Consider the following 24,370-nt stretch of genomic DNA (forward strand, 5'->3'; position numbering starts at 1 on the left):
CCGCCCATCCTCGGGTTCTCCAGTCTGTCATCTGCAACCCCCCGCCAACGGCTCCAGCCCGATTCAGCCAAACCCGCGATCCAGACGCGCCGCAACCCACCGCAAACACCCGAGAAATCCCCACAAAAATCCCCCCGCAGCTCCCGAGGTTTTTTCCTTTATCTGTCACCGGAAGCTGCGAATTTCTCCCTGCGGCTCCACTGCGGTGGACCCTCCCGGTGTCATGCAAGCCTTCCGAAACCTGTGTTCCAAACCAAGTTGAAAAGGAGATTCTTCATGTTCAAGCGCACTCTGATCGCCGCCTCACTGACCGTCGCCGCTCTGGCTTCCGCCCAGGCCATGGCCGTAACCGGTGGTGGCGCCTCGCTGCCTGCCGCGCTGTACAAAGGTTCTGCCAACAGCATCCTGCCAGCCAACTTCAGCTACGCCGTGACCGGTAGCGGCGTCGGCAAAAGCGCTTTCCTGACCAACAACGCTGCCCAGTTCAGCACTACCGGCACCGTGCATTTCGCCGCTAGCGACTCGATCCTCAGCGCTTCGGAACTGAGCACCTACACCACCAACTTCGGTGCTTCGTACGGCCCGCTGATCCAGCTGCCATCGGTGGCCACTTCGGTTGCCATTCCGTACAAAAAAGCCGGCAACACCACCCTTAACCTGACCAGCGCTCAGTTGTGCGACGCGTTGTCGGGCACCAAGACTACCTGGGGCGCGCTGTTGGGTACCGCCGACACCACCGCAATCCGCGTGGTTTATCGCAGCACTTCGAGCGGCACCACCGAAATCCTCAGCCGTCACCTGAACTCGATCTGCCCGACCAAATTCGCCGTCAACTCCACCTTCACCAACGCTCGTCTGCCGGCCGGTTCCGCGCTGCCATCGACTTGGGTCGGCGTAGCCAACACCGCTGATGTGGCCACTGCGGTGAACGCCGTGGACGGTTCGATCGGCTATGTGGGTCCGGACGGCGTGAACGCCACCAGCAACGCTGTGGTTGCCCGCGTCAATGGCGTCCAGCCAACCAACGCTAACGTGACGCTGGCGCTGAGCACTGCACCGGTGCCAAGCGCACCTGCCAACCCGGCTGGCTGGGCCCCGGTCGTGCCTAACCCGGCAAGCGGTTACCCGATTGTGGCTTACACCAACTTCATCTTCGGCCAGTGCTACAAAGATGCAGCCGTGGCCACCGCCGTGCGCAACTTCCTGACCACCCACTACAGCAACCCGGGCAACAACGTCGCCACCGTCGCCCACAGCTTCACGCCGGTTCCCAACAACTGGAAAACCGCTGTGACCGCCAACTTCATCACCAACACCTCGGGCAATAACCTGGACATCAACAACGCCAACGCCTGCAACGGCATTGGTCGTCCTTTGTAAGCCTTGTCTCAACTGCAATGAAACGGCAGCAGCCTTCGGGCTGCTGTTTTTTTTTGCCGATTTACTCCTTGATCATGAAGTTTGTGTGACATCCGTTCGGTCGTGAGGCTCGCCAACTGCCTATGTCGTAACAGCAGGGCTGATCCGACCTGCCACCCAAAAGGACCTGTAGTGATGCTTGCTCGCACCTCCCGTCACAGTAACCGTATCCGGCCGATCAAACGTGGCGCGGGCGATCCCGCACAGTGGCTGCTCAAGCCATTGGCGCAAGCCGTCGCCTTGTGTCTGGTGGCGGGCAGTGCCGAGGCGGCGACAGCGTTCAGTTCCACCTGGTTTGCCGCGAAGGGCGCAGCGCAGCAGGCTTCGGCGTCGCGTCCGGGTGGGAGCGGTCTGCCGGGGATGACCCCACCGCTGGCACAGCAGCAACGGGCTAGCCAGCAGTTGCAGCGCTCTTTGCAGACACTCAATAACACCGTGGCAGCGATTGCCGCTCAGCAGGCCGCACAAGCCGCTGGACGTGCCGCCGCGTTGGGCAGTGTGCAAGTGGTTCCGGACGGATTGGGCGAGGGCGGCCTGAAGGTCGATAACAGCCTGAGCCAGGGCTGGATGAACGCCAAAGGCCCGCAACAGACCCAGGCCGACGGCAAGACCACGGTGAAGATCGAGCAGACCGCCGACAAGGCGATTCTCAATTGGGAAACGTTCAACGTCGGCCGCAATACCACAGTGGAATTTGCCCAGCAGGCCAACTGGGCGGTGCTCAATCGCGTCAACGATCCGAGCGCACGGGCCAGCCAGATTCAGGGGCAGATCAAAGCGGACGGCACGGTGATGCTGATCAACCGCAACGGCATCGTCTTCAGCGGTGGCAGCCAGGTCAATGTGCGAAATCTGGTAGCGGCAGCCGCGAACATGACCGATGCACAATTTCGCGATCGGGGTCTGTATTTCGACAGCACCGGCAGTCAGCCAACCTTTACCGACGCTGCTGGCAAAGTCCTGGTGGAGCGTGGCGCAGCCATACAAACGCACCAACCTGCGCTCTCCACCGACGCCGGCGGCTATACCTTGCTGCTTGGCCAGGACGTGCAGAACGACGGCTCGATCAGCACGGCCAAAGGCCAGACGGTGCTGGGTGCGGGGGACCGTTTCCATATCCGCAAGGGCTCGGGCACCGACGGCAATGGTTATTCAACCACTTTCGGCAGTGAGGTCATTCCCGGTTTCAAGGCTGACAGCTCGGGCAAAGTCAGCAACACCGGCCTGATCCAGGCATCCACCGGCGACATCACCCTGACCGGCCGCGACGTTGTGCAAAACGGTGTGCTGCTGGCGAGCACTTCGGTGGCGACGCGCGGCACCGTGCATCTGCTCAATCCGGCCAGCGATGCCCAAGGCCGTGTGACCCTGGGCGAAAATGGCGTCAGTGCGATTCTGCTCGACAGCAGTGATCTCACGGCCCTGGACAGCCAGCGCGAGGCGGCGCTGACCGGCGTCAATGCCAACAACCGGATCCGCAGCGATCAGTCACGCATCGACATCGGCAGCGGCGGCACCGTCGAATTCAAAAGCGGCTCGATCACCCTTGCCACCGGTGGGCAGGTGGCAGTTGCCGCCGGACAGCGCAGTCTATTGCGCGAGGGGGCGGTGATCGACGTGTCCGGCGCCCTCGGCGTCAAAGTGGCGATGGCAAACAACAACATCAAGATCAACGTCCAGGGCAACGAGCAGCGTGATGCGCCGGTCAATCGCGAGAGCGGCGCGCTCAACAGTAACGACATCTGGGTCGATGTCCGTGAGCTGGTATTCGTGCCGGCGGGCACCAACGGTTACGCCACCGACCGCTGGTACACCGCCGGTGGGTTGTTGGAGGTCGGCGGATACCTCGGCACTCAGGGCCATGGCGTTGGTGAATGGATGGCGCAGGGCGGTGAGGTGCGGTTTTCCGGAAAGGACGTGATCAGCGAAAAAGGTTCGCTGATCAATGTGTCCGGCGGCACGCTTGATGTGCAGGGCGGCGAGATTCGCCAGAGCTGGCTGCGCGGTGCGGACGGGCGGTTATACGAAGTGTCGCGTGCGCCGGGCGATATTCTCTACAACGGTCTTTACAAAGGTTACGAAAGTCACAGCGAGCGCTGGGGCCAGACGGATTATTTCTATAGCCCGCTGATCGCGCCGACGCGTCGTCAGGAAGCGGGTTACACCGTTGGCCGGGATGCCGGCCAGTTGGTGATCGCCACGGGCAACGCCGTGCTGGATGGCCAGCTGTTGGGTGAGGTGTTTCAGGGCGAACGGCAAATCCAGGCACCGCGGGCAGGTCTGGACGGCTATGCCCAGACCCAGACCGCCCGGGCGCGGCGAGGGCAGTTGGTGGTTGGCAGTTACGATGCTGCTTATGTCGCTGCCAGTGCTGGCCTGCTCTATCAACTCGACCCGTTGCTCGATCAGGTGCAAGTGGGGGGCGCGCATGCCAGCGTAGCGAACGCAGGGCTGACCGACGCGGTCGCGGCAGAACGCGCAGGCAAACTGTTCCTCGATGCCGGGCTGCTCAAAGGTTTCGCGCTGGGCGCGCTGAAGATCTCGGCAAAACACACGATTGAAGTCAATGAAGGCGTGACGGTGGATCACGGTGGCAACATCACCCTGTTCAGCCCTGACGTGCAGGTCAATGCCGATCTGATTGCGCAAGGCGGTAGCCTGCAATTGGGCAACGTTTTGAACCAGCTCGCCACCGATCGGCGTGATGACACCAGTCTCCAGGTTTCAGCAGGCAAGCAAGCGCGAGTGACGGTTGCGCAGGGTGTGCAGCTGCAGACACGCGGTCTGTGGAGCAACCTGTCGAGTAACCCGGACGACGCGGGCGGCCTTGCGTACCTCAATGGCGGGACGGTGTCGATCCGCAGTACCGGCGACATTCTGCTGGCCAGTGGCAGTCTGGTCGATGTTTCGTCGGGCGGCGCGGTATTGGCCAACGGCAAGACGCGTGGCGGCAAGGGTGGCGACGTGACGCTTGAATCCAGCGCCAACAGTGCGCCAGGCCAGTCGCGCATGGTGCTCGATGGCGAGGTGCAGGGCTATGGCGTGAACGGCGGCGGCACCTTGACCGTGCAGGCCAGCAAGGTGCGGATCGGCGCTTCCGGCGAAGTGGCCGAAGAACAGACCTTGCGCCTGACGCCGGAGCTGTTCCGCACGGGGTTCAGCGCCTACAACATCATCGGTCTGAAGGGGCTGGAGGTCGCCGCGCAAAGCGCGATCGATGTGCAGATGCCGGTCTATCGATTTGGCGAATCCGCCTCGACCATTGTGTCCGGTATGTCGCCGAGTGCTGCGCTGGAGCTATGGACGCCCGCGTTATTTCAGGAAGACCCGCTCAAGGGCGTCTTGACGCAAAGGGCCGGCGCTTCTGTCGCATTGCAGGCCGGCGCGACGCTTGCTGGCTTGATTGATCCCGCCAGCAGTCCGTTGTCGATTGGCGAAGGCTCACGGATCAGTGTCGATCCCGGCCAGCGCATCGGTTTGCGCGGGGCAGGCCAGATCACGCTTGATGGTGAACTCAACGCCTGGGGCGGTATTGTCGATATCCGTCAACAGCAGTTCGGCGCGATTGATGTGGCGACGTCCTTGCAAGAGGCCGATCCGACCCCGCGCAACCGTTCGATCTGGATCGGTGAACATGCCTTGATCGATGTCGCCGGTCGGGCAGCGACCGCTGTCGATGCGCTGGGCCGCGTCTACGGCCAGGTCGGCAAGGGTGGCTCGATCATTGTCGGTGGCGAGATCGATGTGAAGAAAATCACGGCGACCGCTGCCGATGCTTACGTCATCGTCCGCCAAGGTGCGCGACTGGAAGCGTCTGGTGCGCAAGCCGTGCTCGATAGCGGTGGGCAAGGCCCCGCTCGTGTGGCCACCGATGGCGGACGGATCACCCTGAGTTCCTACAATGGTCTGTTCATCGAGGGCAGTCTGCAGGCCAGTGCTGGCGGTGCAGGTGCGGCAGGCGGGCGTCTGGAGATCGCTCTGGATACACCGGCGTACGGTCCCGCGAACTTAAGCAATGCGGTGCGCGTGCCACGTGAAATGATCATTGGCCAAGGGCCCGCACCGGCACTGCCGCAGCCGCTGCGAGCGGGCGAGGCTTCGCCACTTTTACGCTACGGGCGTACGCGCTTGAGTGCCGATCAGCTGATGAGCGGTGGCTTCGACAGCGTGAGTCTGCTGAGCAACGGTCTGATGACGTTCGACGGCGATGTCGACCTGCACATGGGACAGGGCCTGAGCCTGTTCGCCGGTTCTCTTTCATTGGCCGAGTCGGCGAGTGACAGCGCCCGGGTCAACCTCAGCGCACCTTACCTGCGCCTGTCAGGGCTGGGCACCTATTTGAGCTCGGAAGTCAAAGTGCGTCCGCGAGTGATGAGCAATCCGACAGCGCAGTTGTCCGGCGCGCAATTCACCGCCAGCGCGGACCTGCTGGACGTGGGCAACTCGCTTTCATTCGGCACCGAAGGGACTCTCGTGCAATCGGCCGCACCGGCGCTGGCGGTCAGCCGCCGTGGCTTTGGTCTGGTCACGCTCGACAGCCAGGGCGACCTGCGCTTCCTCGCGCCAACCGATGAACAGCAGCGCAGCCGTCTGTGGACTGCGGGTGACATGCACATGCGGGCTGCGCAGATCTACCCGGCCAGCGGCGTCTCGGCTGAGGTGCGAGTGGGCTATCAGAGTATGGCCGGATCGGTGCCGGAGCATACGTTGCGTATCGGCAATCACGGGGCGGCGCCGACCGCTTTGCCTTACTCGGTGTTCGGCAGCCTGACACTCAGTGCGGGACAGATCGAGCAGGGCGGCGTCATTCGTGCGCCCTTGGGGCTGATATCCCTGGGTGATGACGTCATTGTCAAAACCCGTGAACTTCACCTTCTGCCGGGCAGCGTGACTTCAGTCAGCGCCGCCGGACTGGTCATGCCCTATGGAGGAACCACCGACGGTATCGACTATCGGTACAACGGTAAGTCGGTGATGTTGAATGGCATTGCCGGAGCGACCTCCGGGGTCATCCTTGATGCGCAATACACCAATGTGCAGGCCGGGGCGGTGATCGACCTTTCGGGCGGCGGCGATTTGCGCGGTGCCGGTTTTGTCTCCGGACGAGGTGGCTCCACCGATGCGCGTTTCAATCCGCTGGTACGCAATGCCACCGATGGCACCTTCAGTTTGCCGGGGCTGGCCAATAACCCCGTGTATGCAATCGTGGCCGGTGACCAGAGCCGCTATGCGCCGATGCTGGCCGAGGCCGGCGCGGTCGACCCGCGTATCGGCCAGCAGATCACCCTCGGGACCGGCGTTTCCGGACTGGCACCCGGCACCTACACCTTGTTGCCATCGACCTTTGCCTTGTTACCGGGCGCCTTCCGGGTCGAAATCAATGGTCAAGCGATTGCGGGGCCGATGGACAGTGCGTTGAAGTTGCGCAATGGCTCGTGGACCACGGCCGGACAGCTGTCGATTGCCAACACCGGTATTCGCGACAGTTTGCCCAGCCAGGTCATCGTGACGTCTGGCGATGTGCTGCGGCGCTATTCACAGTACAACGAAACCGGGTTCAGCCAATTTGTGCTCAACGATGCTGCCCGCCGCGGTCTGCCGCGCGCCCGCACACCGCTGGACGGCAACACGCTGCACCTGCGCATGGTCAGTGGCGGCGAGCACGACTCAGCCCTGGATTTCAACGGGCAGGTGCTGTTCAAACCTGCCAGCGGCGGGGTCATTGGTACGGCGGTCGTTCAGGGCGGTTATACCGGCGCAGAGTTTGAAATTCTCGGTGCCGGGCATACGCGAACGCCAAGGTTCGACGGTGTATCGCTGTACGCCGACACCCTCAACCGCTTGAATGCCGGACGTTTGACCATCGGTGGCACCCCAACGGTGTATTACGGTTCGGAGGGCGGCTCGATCAAGGTGATCGGCAATATCTCGGCGATTCGTCTGCGCGAGGGCGCGATCCTCTCGGCGCCAGAGGTTGTGCTGAGCAGTAACAGCGCCAATGGCGGCATCACCATCGATGCGGGAGCGGGCGTCAATACCTTGGGGCGAGGTAACGTTCCGTATGATGCCGCAGCCGGTTTCGTCTACGAACCGGGGCGCTCCAGCCTGCTGGTGGTGTCCAACGGCTGGACGCCGGTGCTTGCGCCCACCGAAGGCGGGGGCGGGAGCATTCGTATCGGCAACTGTCCGACGGCCGATTGCACTGCTGCGGCGTTGCTGTACTCCAACGGCAGCATCATCGCCGCCACTGACAAAGACTTCGAACTGGGCGAAAGCGTGCGCTTTGGCACTCGTCAACTCGGGCTTTCGGTCGGTGTGGTCAATGCCGGCAGTCCGCAAGCACTGGCCGCAGCCAGCGGCCGCACACCTGCGGGCCTGACGCTTAACCAGAACGTGCTGGATCGCCTGTTGCAGGGCGACACGCAATCTGGCGCCCCCGCGCTGGAAACCCTGAGTCTGGTGGCCCGCGATGCGTTCAACTTTCTCGGCAGCGTGACCCTCGACACCATTGATCCGCAGACCGGCCAGAGCCGTTTGCAGAATCTGGTGTTGGGTAGCCCGGCCATCTACGGCTCGGGCGCTGCCACCGATGTCGCGACGATCCGCACCCGCAATCTGATCTGGAACGGGGCGACTCAGGCCCCGGGTGCGGTGGTCAACGACGGCGCCGGCAACGGGCACGGCACGATGGATATTCAGGCGCAGCGGATCGAATTGGGTTATGGCCCGAACCCGCAGCCCAATGGCCTTGATCGCAATAACCGACTGGCCCTGGGGTTTGCCAACGTCAACTTCAACGCCAGCGAGCGCATCACCGCCAACCACAAGGGCAGTCTGGCGGTGTACGAATCCCAAGGAGCTTATGACGCGGTCAAGGGGTTCAGCTACAGCGGCGGCAATCTCAATCTGCGCACGCCATTGCTGACCGGCGAGGCCGCCTCGGTCAGTGAACTCAAGGCGGGCAACAACCTGACTCTGAGTGGTAGCGCCACAACGGCTGCCGCGGATGCCCTCGGTGCGCAACTGAGCCTGACGGCACGCAGTGTTGTGCTCGACAGTCGCATCGTCCTCGCCAGCGGCAAGCTGCTGGTCAATGCCGAGGATGATCTGCTGCTTGGCAGCGGCGCGCAGGTGGACATGGCGGGCCGGGTTCTGCCGTTCAATGATGTGCAGAAATACAGCTGGGGCGGGGACGTGTCGTTGCAGAGCAACAACGGCAATATTCGTCAGTCGGCGGGCTCGCGAATCGATCTGTCCGCCGTCAACAATCAGGCCGGGCAATTGAACGTTGTGGCCCTGGCCACTGACGCTGGACAGGTTGACCTGCAAGGGCAGATTGTCGGCAGCAGCAGTGGCTATTACGACGCGGGCGGTACGTGGGTGCCGTACAAGGCCGGTGGCGTGGACATTCGCGCCCAGCGCCTGGCGGGTGATTTGAGCCAGGCCTTTGCCAGCCTTAACCTGCGCTTGAATGCCGGCGGGGTAGTGGGCAGTCGAAGCTTCCAGTTCAAGCAGGGCGATCTGCGTATCGGTAACGAACTCAAAGCGGGCGAAGTCAATGTCTCGGTGGACAACGGCAACCTGACCGTGGACGGGGTGATCGATGCCAGTGGTGAACGGGTCGGCAGCATTCGCCTTGCCGGCAAAAACGGTTTGAACCTGACGGGCAACGCGCTGCTCGATGCCCATGGCCGCGTGCTGCGCGTCGACAGCTACGGCAAAATCATCGACGCACCGAACCGCGCCATGGTTGAACTCAATTCAGGTGACGGCGTGCTGACGCTGGCCGCTGGTGCACGGATTGATCTGCGTCACGGCACCGATGCAGTGCCTGGAAACCAGGCGGGACAACGCGATGACGTGTTGCGTGGGACGCTGGAGCTGAATGCACCGCGCCTGGGCGGCGGTGACATTGCGGTGGATGCCAGCGGTTCGTTGAGTATTCAAGGTGCCCGCTCCATCGGGCTGAATGCCGTGCGAAGTTACAGTGATGCTGCCGATGGCACCGATCCGGCGGCCAGCGGTCGCCCGTATCAAGTAATCGATCAAGCCTACCTGGATCGCATTCACTCAGACAGCAGTGGCTTTATCGATGCGGCGCTGGGTAACAGTGATCTGCTTCAACGCAAACTGGCCGGCCTCAACAATGCGACCTATGCCGATGCGTTTCATCTGCGCCCGGGGGTGGAAATCGTCAGCAAAACCGCTGACGGCGATCTGGTGGTGCAGGGCGATCTCGACTTGTCCGGCTACCGTTACGCCAGCCTCAACCCGCACACTCGCCGGACCTCGGTGTATGGCAGCGGAGAAGCGGGCAGCCTGTTAATCCGTGCCGGTGGCAACCTCGATATCTACGGCAGCATCAACGACGGTTTCGCACCGCCGCCGGAAACCGTGGACGACGCTGGCTGGAAACTGTTGCCGGGGATACAGCCTTTCGGCGGTGACCTGATCGTACCGGGCAGTGGTGTCAGCCTTGCCGAAGGGACGCTCTTTCCGGTTGGCGCCACCTTGAATTACGACCTGCCGATTCAAGCCGCCACACTGGCTGCGGGCACGGTGTTGCCGGTTCAGAGCACTTTGGCCGCACCTTACGTGTTACAGGGTGGAACGGTGCTGGCCGGCGATGTGCATGACGCGGCGGGTAACCTGATGTATGCCGCCGGTACGTTGCTCGACAACGCTGTGACCCTGCCGACCGGCAGTCGTTTGGGTGCAGGTATTCGCTTGAACAACGCCACCGCACTGCAGGCCCTGCTCTGGCCCAAAGGCGTGCCGCTGCCGGGTGCGGTTGATGCCGACAATAAAACGGTGGGTGTTGTGTTGAACGGAACGTTGGCGCTGTTGCGGGGTTCGCTGATCCCCTCCATGACCAACGTGAAGCTCGCCGATGGCACGGTATTCCTCGACCTGCGTCCTGCCAATGGAAACCAGCAAGGTCGAAACTGGGCGATCGCCAGCATGCTGCCGGCGGGCAGTGCGTCGTGGTCGATGCGCATGGTGGCAGGGGCCGATCTGACCGCGGCCGACAGCCGTAGCGTGAAGCCTCAGGCCAGCGTTGGCAACTTGCAGATGGCCGACACTCACTATGGTGTGAGCATGATCGAGGTGGCCGGCAAACTGGTCTGGGCGGTGGATAACGAGTATGGCTTTACACCGTACGAACCGGTTCCCGAGGAATACCTTGTGCTCTGTGATATCGCTCCCGGTTCTTGCGCGCCCATGGCGCGCAGTGTGTGGGCGCCTGGCAACTGGATGGGCATGCCGGATTACACACCGATGAACGATGACGAATTGTTCTGGTGCTCCATCGACCCGGCACTGTGCATTGAAAACAATCCGAGCAAGAGCGCCCAGGCCCACACGCAGATGTTCAGCGTTTTGCGTACTGGCACCGGCGACCTGGATTTGATGGCGGCCGGTAACCTCAGCATGGCCTCACCTTTCGGCGTCTACACCGCCGGCACCCAATCGGCAGACGTCGACGCGCGTTATAACCAGCCCCGCGGAAGGCTGTCGGCTGATGGCTCGGTATTGGGCAGCGCTGGCAACGATTACGAAAAATGGGTCGATGGCGGTAGTGCCAACCTCTATCAGGCCTGGTATCCGCAGATGGGCGGTAACCTGACGATCAATGCCGGCGGGTCTGTGTCGGGTGACGTGCTTGGCCGTCGCTCGGTCGCCACGGGCGACGGTACGCGGGAGCAGGTGCCGAGTGTGGCGGTGGGCAATTGGCTCTGGCGCCAGGGCACCGGCAATAACGATGTACCGACTGCCTGGTGGATCAATTTCGGCAGCTACGCTGCGCAGCCATTACCAGCGCTGGGCGAGGAAACCAGACCTTATCTGGTGGGCTTTACCGGGTTCGGTACGCTGGGCGGCGGCAACATCAGTCTGAGCGCCGGCGGGGATGCTGGCATGCTCAAGGCCATGGGCGACGACAGGTATGCGTCGTACCCTCGCAGTCAGGGGTTGATCGTTGCTGTCGGCAGTACGGGCCGCGTGGACAGTGACGGGAACTTGCAACTGACTGGTGGCGGAGATCTGGATATTCGTCTGGGCGGTGTCCTTAATCCGTCTCTGCAGGCACGTGCCGGCCTGGCGGGTACCGGCACGCCGACGCACGACTTGCAGGGCGCGCTCATCAACCTGCGCGGTGCGGCGCAACTGACGGGCGCCGCGTTGGGCGGTATCAATCTGCAGTACGGCGCCTCGGCGCTGTTTCATGACCCACGGGAAACGCGCGCCTTCGACCCGTTCAACTCGACGGCCAGTAATGCCAGTGGTGGGCTGATGCTGATTCCCGGTGACTCCGGCATGCGCCTCAACACCCGCGGCGATCTGGTGTTGGGTGGCGCCGCCGATCCGGGCCGCGTGAGGTTGCAGAACTCCACACCGTTTACCACGGCGGATGGCATTTACCATGCCGGTGGCGGTTTGAGTGGTTTCTCGCTGTGGACCGATCACACGGCCATCGATTTGTTCTCGGCCGGCGGCAACCTGACGCCCAGCACCCAGTTGATGGAAACCACCGGGCAGGACCCCGTCGCCGGGCTTAACGGGTCACCGACCGATGACCGCTTCGTCTTTCCTTCGATATTGCGTGCCGTGGCCGGCCAGGGCTCGATTTATGCGGGACCATCAGCGGCCTACGGCATAGGCAACCCGGCGCCGGCTCTGGCCTGGTCATTGCTGTTGGCACCTTCCAGCGCGGGGCAGCTTGAACTGATCGCTGGGGATTCGATCTATGCCGGCGGCTACGCCATCAACCAGTCAGGGGCCAGCCCGGCGGCGCTCGCCACACCGTTTGCACCCGCGTTCAATGGCTACGGCAACAACCAGTCCGCTCGGCCGATCACGACCAACGCCGGCAGCGATGGTGTGCTGGCGCAAACCAATTCGCGCTATCCACTGTTTGCCTTTGGTCCCGATAGCTACTCGGGGTTGAGCAGTGTTCAGGGGCCGGCGCGCTTCTATGCACTGACCGGTGACCTGGTAGGAATTCGCACGGGCGAAACGCTGGCGTTCGCGACCACGAAGCGCACCTGGTATGAATCGGCAGGCCCGGTGTGGATGGTGGCGGGGCGTGACATCGTGGCGTCCGGTACCAATTTGGGGCAACCCACGTTTGCGCCCGTTGGGGGCATGAGTCGAAATAACGAACAGATCGCGTCTACCGGCAATCTGTTCGTGCATAACGATGCGCGCGACATTTCGCGGGTTTCGGCCGGGCGAGACATTCTCTACAGCAGCTTCGACATTGCCGGCCCGGGTGTTCTGGACGTCAATGCCGGGCGCAATATCCTGATGGAAGATCGCGCCAGCATCACCAGCCTCGGCCCTGTCGTGGCAGGTGATCAGCGCCCCGGTGCGAGCATCGTGATGCAAGCGGGTGCGGGCGCGCAGGGGCCGGATTACTCACGGTTCATTGCGCGTTATCTGAACCCGCAAAACGTAGCGGATTCAGCGGTGGCCCTCAGCGCGCAGCCGGGCAAAGTGGTCAAGACCTACGTCGAAGAACTGCAGAGCTGGCTGAGCCTCGGTTATGGCTTCAAGGGTAGCGACGAACAGGCGCAAGCGTTCTTCGCCGCACTGCCGAGTACCGAGCAGGCGATCTTCGCCCGCCAGGTGTACTTCGCCGAATTGCGTGCCGGTGGCCTGGAATACACCGATGCCGACGGCCCGCGCACTGGCAGTTACCTGCGCGGTCGCAACGCCATTGCGGCGCTGTTCCCGACCACTGATGTCGCCGGCAATCCGATTCGCTACGACGGCGATATCACGATGTACGGTGGCGCCGGGGTCAAGACGCTGTTTGGCGGCGATATCCAGATGCTCACGCCGGGCGGTGGTCAGGTGTTCGGCATCGAAGGCGCTGCGCCGCCGTCGACGGCGGGGATCATCACTCAGGGTTCGGGCGACATCCAGCTGTACTCCCAAGGCAGCATTCTGCTCGGCCAGAGCCGGATCATGACTACGTTCGGCGGCTCGATTCTCGGCTGGTCCGCCGAGGGCGATATCAACGCCGGTCGCGGCTCGAAAACCACCGTGGTCTACACCCCGCCAAAACGTGTCTACGACACCTGGGGCAACGTCACGCTGTCGCCGTCGGTGCCGAGTACCGGTGCCGGTATCGCCACGCTCAACCCGATCGCCGAAGTGGCGCCGGGCAACATCGACCTCATTGCGCCACTGGGCACCATCGATGCCGGCGAGGCGGGGATTCGCGTGTCGGGCAGCGTCAACATCGCCGCGCTGACGGTGGTCAACGCCGCGAACATTTCGGTGCAGGGCAAAGCGACCGGCGTGCCGGTGGTGTCGGCGGTGAATACCGGCGCAATCACCTCGGCCAGTTCGGCGGCATCCTCCGCTACGCAAGCGGCGGAAGACGTCGCCCGGCAGCAACAGGCAGCGGCGCGGCAGAACCAGGCCTCGGTGTTCACTGTGCAGGTGCTCAGTTTCGGCAACGAGCAACTGGCACCAACGCGCGATGGTGCCAGTCGCGCGCCAGCGACGGGTTATAACCCGGACAGCCCGGTGCAGGTGCTCGGTGCCGGGGCGCTGGATGAACAGGCGAAGCAGCAGCTGACCGAGGAAGAGCGTGGGCAGCTGACGTTGTAAAGGACTCTCGTGCAGTACGTTTGGGCGGCCGGTTGGCCGCCTTTTTTATGAATGGTTATGGATATTTTTTACGGGCGTGCAACACGGTCAGAATTTTGATGTGGTCTGTCACCCGATAGACCAGCAAATAATTCGAGTTAATGACCATTTCGCGAGTGCCCGGTATTCGGCCGGAGCGGAAACCATGCGGTATCCAGGAAAGCCTTCGCGCTGCGGCGCTGAGCTTTTGGTGCAGTGCAACTGAAGCGACAGTGTTGCGTTGTTCTACGTATTCGATGATGTCAGCCAGATCTCCAAGAGCCGGTTTACTCCAGCTAACCGGCAGTGCGTCGATTCTTGCGTCTCTCTTCCAGCATCTGACCTAGCAGCACCATTGCCTCATCGTGGGGGATAGGCGGACGTGGATCATCAAGTGCGGCTTGTACCTTGGCGCGATACCAAAGATCGTATTCCGCAGCCTCTTCTTCGGTTTCGAAGTCTGAAACGATAAGTGAAAGTTCAGCGCTCATCATGACCTCCATGATCAATGTGAAGCAGTCTAAGGGGATGTGGGCTCGTTGTCGTCACTGGCGGGACGAGGGAGACATCATCCGCAAACAGACGATGCAAATCTGTCAGACGCTTCGCTTGTGATACACGTGAAGTCGATCAGCTCTGTAGTTCGATTCTGTAGGAAATCAGCTTTTGATCATCGGGCTGACGGCCGCCGCTCAAAGCCGCGGCCACAGCCACGCTGCAGTCAGTTACCGTCTGCAACCTTACGCTCGATCTCATCGACTTTGCGCTGCAGCTCTTCAGCTTCCTGCTCTTTGACCCGAGTGGAAGACGGCGTGATGATTTTGTCCACGCCCTCGGTGTTGTTGTCGCGGTCCTGCAGATCGCGCTCGACCACATTCACCGGTTTGCCGCTGGCATCGGTGGGCGGGGCGTTGGGGGTTTTGTCGTCGTTGGGGTTCATGGCGCTGGCCTCCTGTGGGTGTACACATTGGAGACAGCGCGGCGGCAGACGTTCGAAATTTTTCAGCGGCGAGGCCCTCTCCCGCAGGAGAGGGCACAGCGGTTGTTTCAGTCCTTGAGAATGTCGCGATCCTTGGTTTCCGGCAGGAAGAACGTGCCGAGTATCGCCGTCGCCACTGCAATGACGATCGGGTACCACAGCCCGTAGTAGATATCGCCGGTGGCGGCGACCATGGCGAACGCCACGGTCGGCAGGAAGCCGCCGAACCAGCCGTTGCCGATGTGGTAGGGCAGCGACATCGAGGTGTAGCGGATGCGCGTCGGGAACAGCTCGACCAGCCACGCGGCGATCGGGCCATAAACCATGGTCACGTAGATCACCAGCACGGTCAGCAGGAGCAGCATCATCGGGTAATTGATTTTCGCCGGATCGGCTTTCTCTGGATAACCGGCTTCCTTCAACGCCGCACCGAGGTTGGCGGTGAAGGCGTCGTTGCGGGCCTTGAAGTCGGCGGCGGTGAGGGCGCTGCCTTCGAAGCTCTCGACAACGCGGTCACCGATGCGCACCTGCGCCACCGTGTTCGGTTCGGCGGCAACGTTCTCGTACGGGATCGCGCGTTTCGCCAGCAACGTTTTCGCCAGGTCACAGGAGCTGGTGAATCTGGCCTTGCCCACCGGATCGAACTGGAACGAGCACTGCTCGGGACTGGCGATGACCTTGACCGGATTTTTTTCCTGGGCGACGAACACGTCCGGATTGCCGTACTGGGTCAGCGCAGTAAAGATCGGGAAGTAGGTCAGCGCCGCGAGGATGCAGCCGGCCATGATGATCGGCTTGCGCCCGATGCGATCGGACAGGCTGCCGAAAATCACGAAGAACGGTGTGCCGATCAGCAGCGATCCGGCGATCAGCAGATTGGCGGTCTGCGCGTCAATCTTCAATGTTTGCAACAGGAAGAACAGCGCATAGAACTGCCCGGTGTACCAGACCACCGCTTGCCCGGCGGTGCCGCCCAGCAGCGACATGATCACCACTTTGAGGTTGTCCCAGCGTGCAAAGGATTCGGTCAGCGGCGCTTTCGAGGCCTTGCCTTCGTCCTTCATTTTCTGGAATACCGGCGACTCGCTCAGTTGCAGGCGAATGTACACCGACACGGCCAGCAGAATGATCGACAGCAGAAACGGAATCCGCCAGCCCCAAGCTTCGAACGCCTCGTTACCCAGCGCCGTGCGGCAGGCGAGAATCACCAGCAGCGACATGAACAGACCGAGGGTAGCGGTGGTTTGAATCCACGAAGTGAAAAAGCCACGGCGGTTGCGTGGCGCGTGCTCGGCCACGTAGGTCGCCGCGCCGCCGTATTCACCACCCAGCGCCAGACCTTGGAGCAGACGCAGGGTGATCAGAATCACCGGGGCGGCGACGCCGATGGTCGCGTAGCCGGGCAGCAAACCGACGATTGCCGTGGACACGCCCATGATCACGATGGTGATCAGAAACGTGTGCTTGCGCCCGATCATGTCACCCAGGCGCCCGAAGACGATGGCGCCGAACGGCCGCACCGCAAACCCGGCGGCAAACGCCAGCAGGGCAAAGATGAACGCGGTGGTTTCGTTGACGCCGGCGAAGAAGTGCTTGGCGATGATCGCCGCCAGTGAGCCGTAGAGGTAAAAGTCGTACCACTCGAAAACCGTGCCCAGCGAGGAGGCGAAGATGACCTTGCGCTCCTCCTTGGTGATGCCGCCGCTGCGCGGTGGCGTGCCGGTGGATGCTGTGTCGATTGTGGCCATGGGTGTTCTCCGTCGTGCTTATTGTTGTAGGCCGGAGTCCCCCTTACTGCCTGTCGCACTCTGGCCCGTTGGCATCTGCCGCCGTTGCTCTAGCGTGAAGCTTGCACAGTCTGACCGCCTCGCAGGGCTGCAAGGTTTCCTGAAGCATAATCAGCTTTTGCCAGATATCCACTCGGCCTACGCTTTGACCCAACGCTGCCGGCTCCAGGCGCTCAACCAATCGACCAGAAACACCAGCAACAGCATCGCCAGAATCACCGTACTGGCCTGGGCTTCCTGGAACAGGCTCAGGCTGACATACAGCATCTGGCCCAGGCCGCCGGCGCCGACGAAACCGAGCACGCTGGCCATGCGGATGTTGTTTTCCCAGCGATACAGGCAGTAGGCGAGCAGTTGCGGGGCGAGGTTCGGCAGGGTGCCGTAGCAGAACGCGAGGATCGGATTTCCGCCCTGCAAGCGAATCGCTTCGGCCGGTTGCAGCGGGGTGTTTTCCAGCGCTTCGGCGAACAGCCGACCGAGTACGCCGGTGGTGTGCAGAGCGAGGGCGAGGGTGCCGGCGTTCGGCCCGAGACCGGCGGCGAGCACCATCAGCGCCGCCCAGACCAGCTCCGGAATCGCCCGCAAGCCGTTGAGCAGCAGGCGCGCCGCACTTTGCAGCGGCCAGCCGAAACGCCCGGCGGCGGGCAGCGCCAGCACAATGCCGAACAGCGCCGCAAGCAGGGTGCCGAGGGCTGACATAGCGAGAGTTTCCAGCGAACCGTGGGCGATGGCTTTCAGATACCCGGCGCTCAAGTCGGGACTGAGGAAACGCTGCACATAGCTGCCCATCTGCTTGAGGCTGTTGGCGCTGCCGAGTTCGGCAAGATCCAGTTCCAGATAGGCAAAAGAGGCGACCACCGCGACCGCAATGGCGGCGAGCAGCAGCAGGTTGATCAGGCGCCTCATGTCAGCCTCCAGCGTAGCAAGCGGCTGAGTTGATCGGCGCACAGCACCAGCAGCAGGAACGTCAGCAACATGCTGGCGACTTCACCGCCGGCAAACATGCGGATCGACAGGTCAATCTGTTGCCCCAGCCCACCGGCACCAACAAAGCCCATCACCACCGAGGCACGGATCGCGCACTCCCAGCGGTAGACGGTGTAGGAGAGCAATTCGGCGGCGACATTCGGCAGCGTGCCGTAGGCAAACGCCGCCAGTCGACCGCTGCCGGCCTGCAACAATGCGTGCGCAGGGCGTTGGTCGGTGGATTCGAAAATTTCTGCGTAGACCTTGCCGAGCATGCCGCTGTAGGTAATGGCGATGGCTAGCACGCCCGCCGCCGGGCCGAGGCCGACCGCGCGCACAAACAACAGCGCCCAGACGATTTCCGGCACGCTGCGCAGAAAGATCAGCAAGCCGCGCACCGGCCAGCGCAGCAAGCGCCCAGGCAGGCTCGGCACGCCGCCCCGTGACGCCGCAGAGAGCGACAATGCGCGACTGGCGATCAGGCTCGCCGGCACCGCCAGCAGCAACGCCAAGGCCATGCCGGCCGTGGCAATCGCCAGGGTTTGCAGGGTGGCTTTGAGCAGCAGTTGCATAAACGCCTGATCGTGCGCCGGTGGCCAGAACGCCGAAACGAAACGGCCCATTTCGTTCTGGCTAGCGTCCTGAAACAGCACGCCCAGGTCCAGCTCGCTGAGCTGAATGCCCGGCCACAGCAGGGCCAGCGCCAGCAGCGTCAGCAACAATCGCGGCCACGCCGCCGGGTCCCGTGAATCGGCCTTCAGCATCGCGGAATCTGCACAATCAAAGGCGCGACCGCTGGTGCAGGCGATTGCAGTTGTTCATTGGCGTACAGCGCATCGAGCTTGTCGCGGCTGACTTGATCGGATGGGCAATCGAAAAGAATCTGCCCGTCGCGCAGGCCGATGATCCGTGGAAAGTGCGCCAGCGCCAGATCCACCGCGTGCAGGCTCGCCACCAGCGTGACGTTGTGCTCGCGAGCATGGCGCGACAGGATCGACAGCGTGTGGCCGGCGAGGACCGGGTCCATTGCTGAAACCGGCTCGTCGGCGAGCATTATTTCCGGCGCCTGATACAGCACCCGCGCAATGCCGACGCGCTGCAATTGCCCGCCGGACAATTGCTGGCAATGGGCGAACAGTTTGTCGCCCAGATCCAGTCGCGCTAACGCCGCGCGAGCGCCCGCCACATCCAGTGGATGCAGCAGGTTCAGCAGACTTTTGCCCAGACTCCACTGACCGAGCTTGCCGGCCAGCACCGCCGTAATCACCCGCTGACGCGGCGGAATCGGCGGCGCCTGATGCACCAGGCCGATGCGCGCACGCAGGCGCTGCCGCTGGTGCGCCGACAAGTGCCAGGCGCGTTCGCCGAGCACTTCGATGTCACCGCTGCTGGGTTTCAGCGCCGTCGCCAGCAGATTGAGCAGGCTCGACTTGCCAGCGCCGGACGGACCGATGATCGCTACCTGTTCGCCAGCGCCAATCTGCACGTCGATGTTACGAAGGGCATCGACGCCATTGGCGTGGCGCAGGCTGCCCTGGGTGAGGCGTAGGGTCATTTCAGCAGTTCGGCGGCGCGGGCGGCTTCCTCGATGCCCTTGTAGTTCTCGGGCTTGGTCTCGATGAAGCGACTGGCGGCCTGCAAATCGAGGATCTTCTTCTGCTCGGGATTGGCCGGGTCGAGGTCGAGGAAGGCTTTCTTGATCTTCGCGGCCAGCTTCGGATCAAGGGTGCCGCGCACGGTCCAGTTGTAATCGAAGTAGGTCGGCGTGGTGGCAAAGACCTTGACCTTGCTGGTGTCGACCTTGCCGGCGTCGACCAGTTTCTGCCATACGCTGGCGTTCAACACCCCGGCATCGACCTTGCCGGCCTGCACCCAGGCAACGGTGGCGTCATGCGCGCCGGAGTAGGCGACACGGCTGAAATAGCCTTCAGGCTTGATGCCTTCGTTCTTCAGCATGAAGTAACGCGGCATCAGGCTGCCCGAGGTGGACGACACCGAACCGAACGCGAAGGTTTTGCCCTTGAGGTCGGCGAGGCTTTTCACGTTCGGGTCGGCGGTGATGAATTTGCTGGTGAACTGCGCATCCTGTTCGCGCTGCACCAGCGGGATCACTGGCGTGGTGGCGTCGGTCTTCAAACGAGCCTGCACAAAAGTGAAACCGCCGAGCCAGGCCATGTCGAGGCGATCGGTGGCCAGCGCTTCAACCACCGCCGGGTAGTCGGCGACGGGGACAAACTGCACCTTCATGCCCAACTGCTGCTCAAGATAGGCACCCAGCGGTTCGAACTTGCGCAGCAGCTCGGTCGGGGCTTCGTCGGGAATCGCGCTGACGCGCAGGACATCAGCGGCTTGCGTCATCAGGGCAGAAAAGGACAGCGCCAGACCGGCGGTGAGGGCGAGGGTACGCTTGAACATAGAATTCTCCGTTTCGTAAGCGTCAACATTCGAAGGGCCACCGGTAGTCAACGGCGCGCCACGTCAGGGTAGACGAAACGGCGAGGTTATACGCATTCGGGAGGAGATTGGCCAGCCTCCGTGCCGGCGCGTTGTGTCTGTTTATGTGCGGTTGCGGTCAAGCCGCTTCGGGCAGTCTGGCAATCACCTTGATTTCGAAATCGAAACCCGCCAGCCAGGTCACGCCGACAGCGGTGATGGTCGGAAACGGCGCTTCGCCCCAGAACTCCGGCACCACAGTCCAGATCGTTTCGAATGTAGAGTGCGGATCGACCATGAACACGGTGACATCCACCGCATCATCGAAGCTGCAACCGGCCGCAGCGAGGATCGCGTTGAGGTTGTTGAAGGCGGTGCGTACCTGATCGCGCAGATCCGCCTCGGACGAGCCATCCTCACGACTGCCGACTTGTCCGGAGACAAACAAAAAGCCGTTGGAGCGAATCGCCGGCGAGTAACGGTGACGTTCATACAGGGCGTGGCGGGCGGGCGGGAAAACTACATCGCGCTTGGACATGGGGCTGACTCCATCAGTGGTTGATGGAGTGACTTTAGGTATTTGCAGCTGCTGGATAAACGCGCAAGCTTGGCGTTCACTGTTTGCAAATCCCAAACAATCGAGGGGCGCGGATGGACCGGTTCGATGCGATGCAGGCCTTTGCCCGGGTGGTCGAGGCGGGCAGTTTCACCAAGGCTGCCGAAACCTTGCACATGAGCAAGACCACGGTGACGCAACTGGTGCAGCAACTGGAGGCGCGGCTGCGGGTCAAGCTGCTCAACCGCACCACGCGCAAAGTCAACGTTACCGCCGACGGTGCGGCGTATTACGAGCGGGTGATCAAGTTGCTGGCCGACATGGACGACGCCGAAACCAGCCTGCCCGGTGCCGCCGCACGGCCACGGGGGCGCTTGCGCATCGACGTGCCGAGCCCGTTCGCGCGGCATATTCTGGTGCCAGCCTTGCCGGATTTTCACGCGCGCTACCCGGACATCCAGATCGACATGGGCGTCAGCGACCGCATCGTCGACATCATCGATGAGAACGTCGATTGTGTGGTGCGCGGCGGCGAGCTGCTCGATCAATCGCTGAGGGCGCGCAAGCTCGCCGATCTGCCCTTGGGTGTTTTCGCCGCGCCGGCTTATCTGGCCCGAGAAGGGACGCCTGAGCATCCGCTGGAACTGCAAGACTCCCATCACCGCGTCGTCGCTTTTCTCTGGGCTCGCACTGGTAAACCTCTTCCGTACACGTTGCAGAACGGCACCGAGCGCCTGCAGATCAAAGGCCGGCATGTGCTTGCGGTGGATGACGGCAATGCCTATCTGGCGGCGGGACTGGCGGGCATGGGGGTGTTGTGGTTGCCGACGTATATGTCTGATGCGCATGTGGCGCGGGGCGAGTTGGTGCAGTTGTTTGAAGGCTGGCAGCTTGAGTCGATGCCGCTTTATCTCGCCTATCCGCCGAACAGGCATGTCAGCCTGAAGTTGCGGGTTTTTATTGATTGGGTCGTGCAGTTGATGGCGTAGCGTGCAGATGGTGCAGTTATTGCTTGCGGGTGTCGCACAGCCGTCAAAATACCAACACGAGCGGCGACCAGAACCCATGCAGTGATGAGATGCGTGGCGTTCCCTTGAAGGAGCTTCATCTGCAATGAACATGTATATCGATATTGTTGGCGCCTGCAATCTGAGCTGCCCTTCGTGCCCGATGGGCAACTCGGAAAATCTCAATTTCAAGAAATCCATGCAGCTGGACATGTTCAGGCAGATCGTTGAAAAGGCTAAAACCGAGGGCGTTCGTACGATCTTCCTCTACAACTGGACCGAGCCTCTGGTGCATCCGAAGATCGGCGAATTTGTCGAGATCATCAATGCCGCCGGCATGATGAGCGGCATCAGCACCAACCTCAACCTGGCGAAGAATATGGAAAAGGCGCTGTTGGCCGAGCCAGGTTATTTCCGTATTTCGTTATCAGGCTTTCATCAGGAAACTTACCAAAAGGGCCACGTCGGCGGTGATATCGAAGTCGTAAAGCAAAACATGATTGCGCTGCATGAAATCAAGCAACGGCTCGGATTGCAGACGCGAGTCGATGTTTATTACCACCGCTACCTGGACAACATTGAAGAAGAAGCGCTGATGCGCGAGTTCAGTGAGCGTCTCGGCTTTGTTTTCACCACCGGTTATTCGGTGATGATGCCGCTGGAGAAAGCACTGGCGATTGTCGAACGCGATCCGTCTGTTTCAGCAACTGACCACGAAACACTCACACGTCTGGCGCTCCCGCCTTACGATGATCTGATCAATGTCCTGCAGCATTATCCCAAGCAGGCTTGCACACTCAAAGATGACTGGCTGGTAATCGACTGCAACGGCAATACAGTCTTGTGCTGCACGATTTTCAACCAGACCGAATATCAAGTTGGCAAATATCTCGACATGCCGCTCGAGGAACTGACCCGGCGCAAGTCCACACAGAAAAACTGCGTCGACATGTGCGACCGTTGCGCATCGAAAGGATTGCACATCTACTCGACATATCCCAATCAGGGTGTTCTGGAGCGGCACGCGGTAAACCGCATCCTCGACTTCGAACGGCTCGCCAGCGAGGGCCTTGCGGTGGACAGCCAGCAACTGGGGCGCGCCGGGGAGGTCAGTGCCGACAACTTCGATGAAGCCCAGTATCTTCGACTCAATGACGATGTAAGGGTGGCGGTGTCCCAAGGTGCTTTCAACAGTGGCTACCAGCACTACCTGCTGTGCGGGCGTCTGGAAGGGCGACTCGGCGCCGGTGCGTTTTCGGTGATCTGAAGCGGCATTAGGGTGCGAGCCAACCACGCGCTGCGCAGGCGTGGTTGACTCTTTGTCTGATCAAGCCAACTATCGCCGCATAACAACGACCGATGGACCCGACCTTGATTGAACGACGTCAATTCAGCGGTGGCATGAAGGGCAAGAACCTTCGCTATCTGAATGAACAGAACCCCGATAATACCGGCGTAACCCGCACCGGTTTCCTGTTGCTTGAACATTTCTCGCTGCCGGCCTTCACCCAGGCGCTGGACACGGTAGTCACCACCAACCTGTTGCGCCCGGGACTTTTCTCGTCGCGCACCTTCGGTCTGGGCGATGGCGAGGTGATCAGCGATCTGGGCCTGGTCATCCGCCCCGATGCGCGCCTGGATTCTGCTGCGCTTAACGAGCTGGATCTGCTGGTGGTGTGCGGTGGTTATCGCACGGAACTGCGCGCCAGCGACGAATTCATCGGCTTGCTCAAGTCGGCAGCGGAGCGGGGCGTGAGTCTGGCGGGATTGTGGAATGGTTCGTGGTTTCTCGGTCGCGCCGGTTTGCTCGATGGCTATCGCTGCTCGATCCACCCGGAACATCGCCCGGCACTGACCGAAATCGCCAAGAGCACCCACGTCAGCAGCGAACCCTACGTCATTGATCGCGACCGCCTTACCGCCTCCAGCCCGTCCGGGGCCTTCCACATGGCGCTGGACTGGATCAAGGGCTTGCACGGCAAAGCCTTGGTCGAGGGCATCGAAGACATCCTCGCCTTCGAAGAGTCGCGCTACAGGCGGATCAAACCGGATGAAAACATCTGCGTCAGCGCGCCGTTGCGGGAAGTGATCAAGCTGATGGACGCCAACCTCGAAGAACCGCTGGAGCTGGAACAACTGGCGGTCTACGCCGGCCGCTCGCGGCGCCAGCTTGAGCGCTTGTTCAAGGAGCAACTGGGCACCACGCCGCAGCGCTATTACCTGGAACTGCGCATCACCGAAGCACGGCGCCTGCTGCAACATACCGAGCTGTCGCAGGTGGAAGTGCTGGTGGCGTGTGGTTTCGTTTCACCGAGCCATTTCAGCAAGTGCTACAGCTCGTATTTTGGTTATCGGCCTTCGAAGGAAAAACGGCTGGTTAAATAGATCGACCGGTGCAATCCCCAAAAACCCTCACCCCAGCCCTCTCCCAGAGGGAGAGGGAGCCGACCGAGGTATCTTGCGCTGTACATCAACCTGAAAGATGGACGTCGACTTTGGATTCAATACAGCGCTTTCAGGTCGGCGTAAATCTCGAATATCCCCCAATCAGTTCCCTCTCGCTCCGGGAGAGGGCTAGGTGAGG

General features: G+C 61.8%; 14 protein-coding genes. 5 read left to right on the forward strand and 9 right to left on the reverse strand.

Translation table 11 applies throughout. From position 1 onward, the window contains the following. Positions 1-276: 276 nt before the first annotated feature. Positions 277-1,380 (forward strand): substrate-binding domain-containing protein, encoded by a 1,104-nt coding sequence (locus tag F8N49_RS09930; RefSeq protein ID WP_136492556.1) that lies wholly within the window; start codon positions 277-279, stop codon positions 1,378-1,380. 174 nt (positions 1,381-1,554) lie between these two features. Further along, entirely contained in the window at positions 1,555-14,040 is a 12,486-nt protein-coding gene (locus F8N49_RS09935) for a filamentous haemagglutinin family protein (RefSeq protein WP_151551281.1), read from the forward strand. 55 nt (positions 14,041-14,095) lie between these two features. Here F8N49_RS09935 and F8N49_RS09940 read toward each other — a convergent pair whose 3' ends face one another. The 9 genes from F8N49_RS09940 to F8N49_RS09980 form a co-directional block, all read right to left on the reverse strand. Next, positions 14,096-14,374 carry a type II toxin-antitoxin system RelE/ParE family toxin gene (locus F8N49_RS09940; RefSeq protein ID WP_306106531.1) on the reverse strand — a complete coding sequence of 93 codons (279 nt, stop codon included), beginning with the start codon at positions 14,372-14,374 and terminating at the stop codon, positions 14,096-14,098. Next, on the reverse strand, positions 14,355-14,549 hold the full coding sequence (locus F8N49_RS09945) for a stability determinant (protein ID WP_073476723.1): 195 nt from the start codon (positions 14,547-14,549) through the stop codon (positions 14,355-14,357). The genes F8N49_RS09940 and F8N49_RS09945 overlap by 20 nt, the downstream gene beginning before the upstream one ends. Positions 14,550-14,779: 230 nt before the next feature. After that, entirely contained in the window at positions 14,780-14,998 is a 219-nt protein-coding gene (locus F8N49_RS09950) for a hypothetical protein (RefSeq protein WP_151551284.1), read from the reverse strand. 107 nt (positions 14,999-15,105) lie between these two features. After that, positions 15,106-16,785, reverse strand: a complete 1,680-nt coding sequence (locus F8N49_RS09955) for an MFS transporter (RefSeq protein WP_150740964.1) — start codon at positions 16,783-16,785, stop codon at positions 15,106-15,108. A 177-nt stretch (positions 16,786-16,962) separates the two neighbouring features. Continuing rightward, positions 16,963-17,730 (reverse strand): phosphonate ABC transporter, permease protein PhnE, encoded by a 768-nt coding sequence (gene phnE / locus F8N49_RS09960; protein ID WP_151551286.1) that lies wholly within the window; start codon positions 17,728-17,730, stop codon positions 16,963-16,965. Continuing rightward, positions 17,727-18,554 (reverse strand): ABC transporter permease, encoded by an 828-nt coding sequence (locus tag F8N49_RS09965; protein ID WP_122746097.1) that lies wholly within the window; start codon positions 18,552-18,554, stop codon positions 17,727-17,729. The genes phnE and F8N49_RS09965 overlap by 4 nt, the downstream gene beginning before the upstream one ends. After that, positions 18,548-19,345 carry a phosphonate ABC transporter ATP-binding protein gene (locus F8N49_RS09970; RefSeq protein WP_151551288.1) on the reverse strand — a complete coding sequence of 266 codons (798 nt, stop codon included), beginning with the start codon at positions 19,343-19,345 and terminating at the stop codon, positions 18,548-18,550. Before F8N49_RS09970 ends, F8N49_RS09965 begins: the two co-directional genes overlap by 7 nt. Then, a complete protein-coding gene (locus F8N49_RS09975; RefSeq protein ID WP_151551291.1) occupies positions 19,342-20,205 on the reverse strand; it encodes a putative selenate ABC transporter substrate-binding protein in 864 nt (287 codons plus the stop codon). Before F8N49_RS09975 ends, F8N49_RS09970 begins: the two co-directional genes overlap by 4 nt. A gap of 157 nt (positions 20,206-20,362) precedes the next feature. Next, positions 20,363-20,761: a RidA family protein gene (locus F8N49_RS09980; protein WP_151551293.1), complete on the reverse strand. Its 399-nt coding sequence runs from the start codon at positions 20,759-20,761 to the stop codon at positions 20,363-20,365. A 113-nt stretch (positions 20,762-20,874) separates the two neighbouring features. Between F8N49_RS09980 and F8N49_RS09985 the strand changes: the two genes are divergently transcribed. The 3 genes from F8N49_RS09985 to F8N49_RS09995 all read left to right on the forward strand — a co-directional run bounded on the left by F8N49_RS09985 (position 20,875) and on the right by F8N49_RS09995 (position 24,171). Next, the gene (locus F8N49_RS09985; protein WP_151551294.1) at positions 20,875-21,768 is read left to right on the forward strand and encodes a LysR family transcriptional regulator; all 894 of its coding nucleotides are present in this window, start codon (positions 20,875-20,877) and stop codon (positions 21,766-21,768) included. Positions 21,769-21,892: 124 nt separating this feature from the next. Next, positions 21,893-23,053 carry a radical SAM/SPASM domain-containing protein gene (locus F8N49_RS09990; RefSeq protein WP_071172616.1) on the forward strand — a complete coding sequence of 387 codons (1,161 nt, stop codon included), beginning with the start codon at positions 21,893-21,895 and terminating at the stop codon, positions 23,051-23,053. A 92-nt stretch (positions 23,054-23,145) separates the two neighbouring features. Then, the gene (locus F8N49_RS09995) at positions 23,146-24,171 is read left to right on the forward strand and encodes a GlxA family transcriptional regulator (RefSeq protein WP_071172615.1); all 1,026 of its coding nucleotides are present in this window, start codon (positions 23,146-23,148) and stop codon (positions 24,169-24,171) included. Positions 24,172-24,370: the final 199 nt, after the last annotated feature.

This window comes from Pseudomonas sp. GXM4, assembly GCF_008923895.1.
GTDB lineage: Bacteria > Pseudomonadota > Gammaproteobacteria > Pseudomonadales > Pseudomonadaceae > Aquipseudomonas > Aquipseudomonas atacamensis.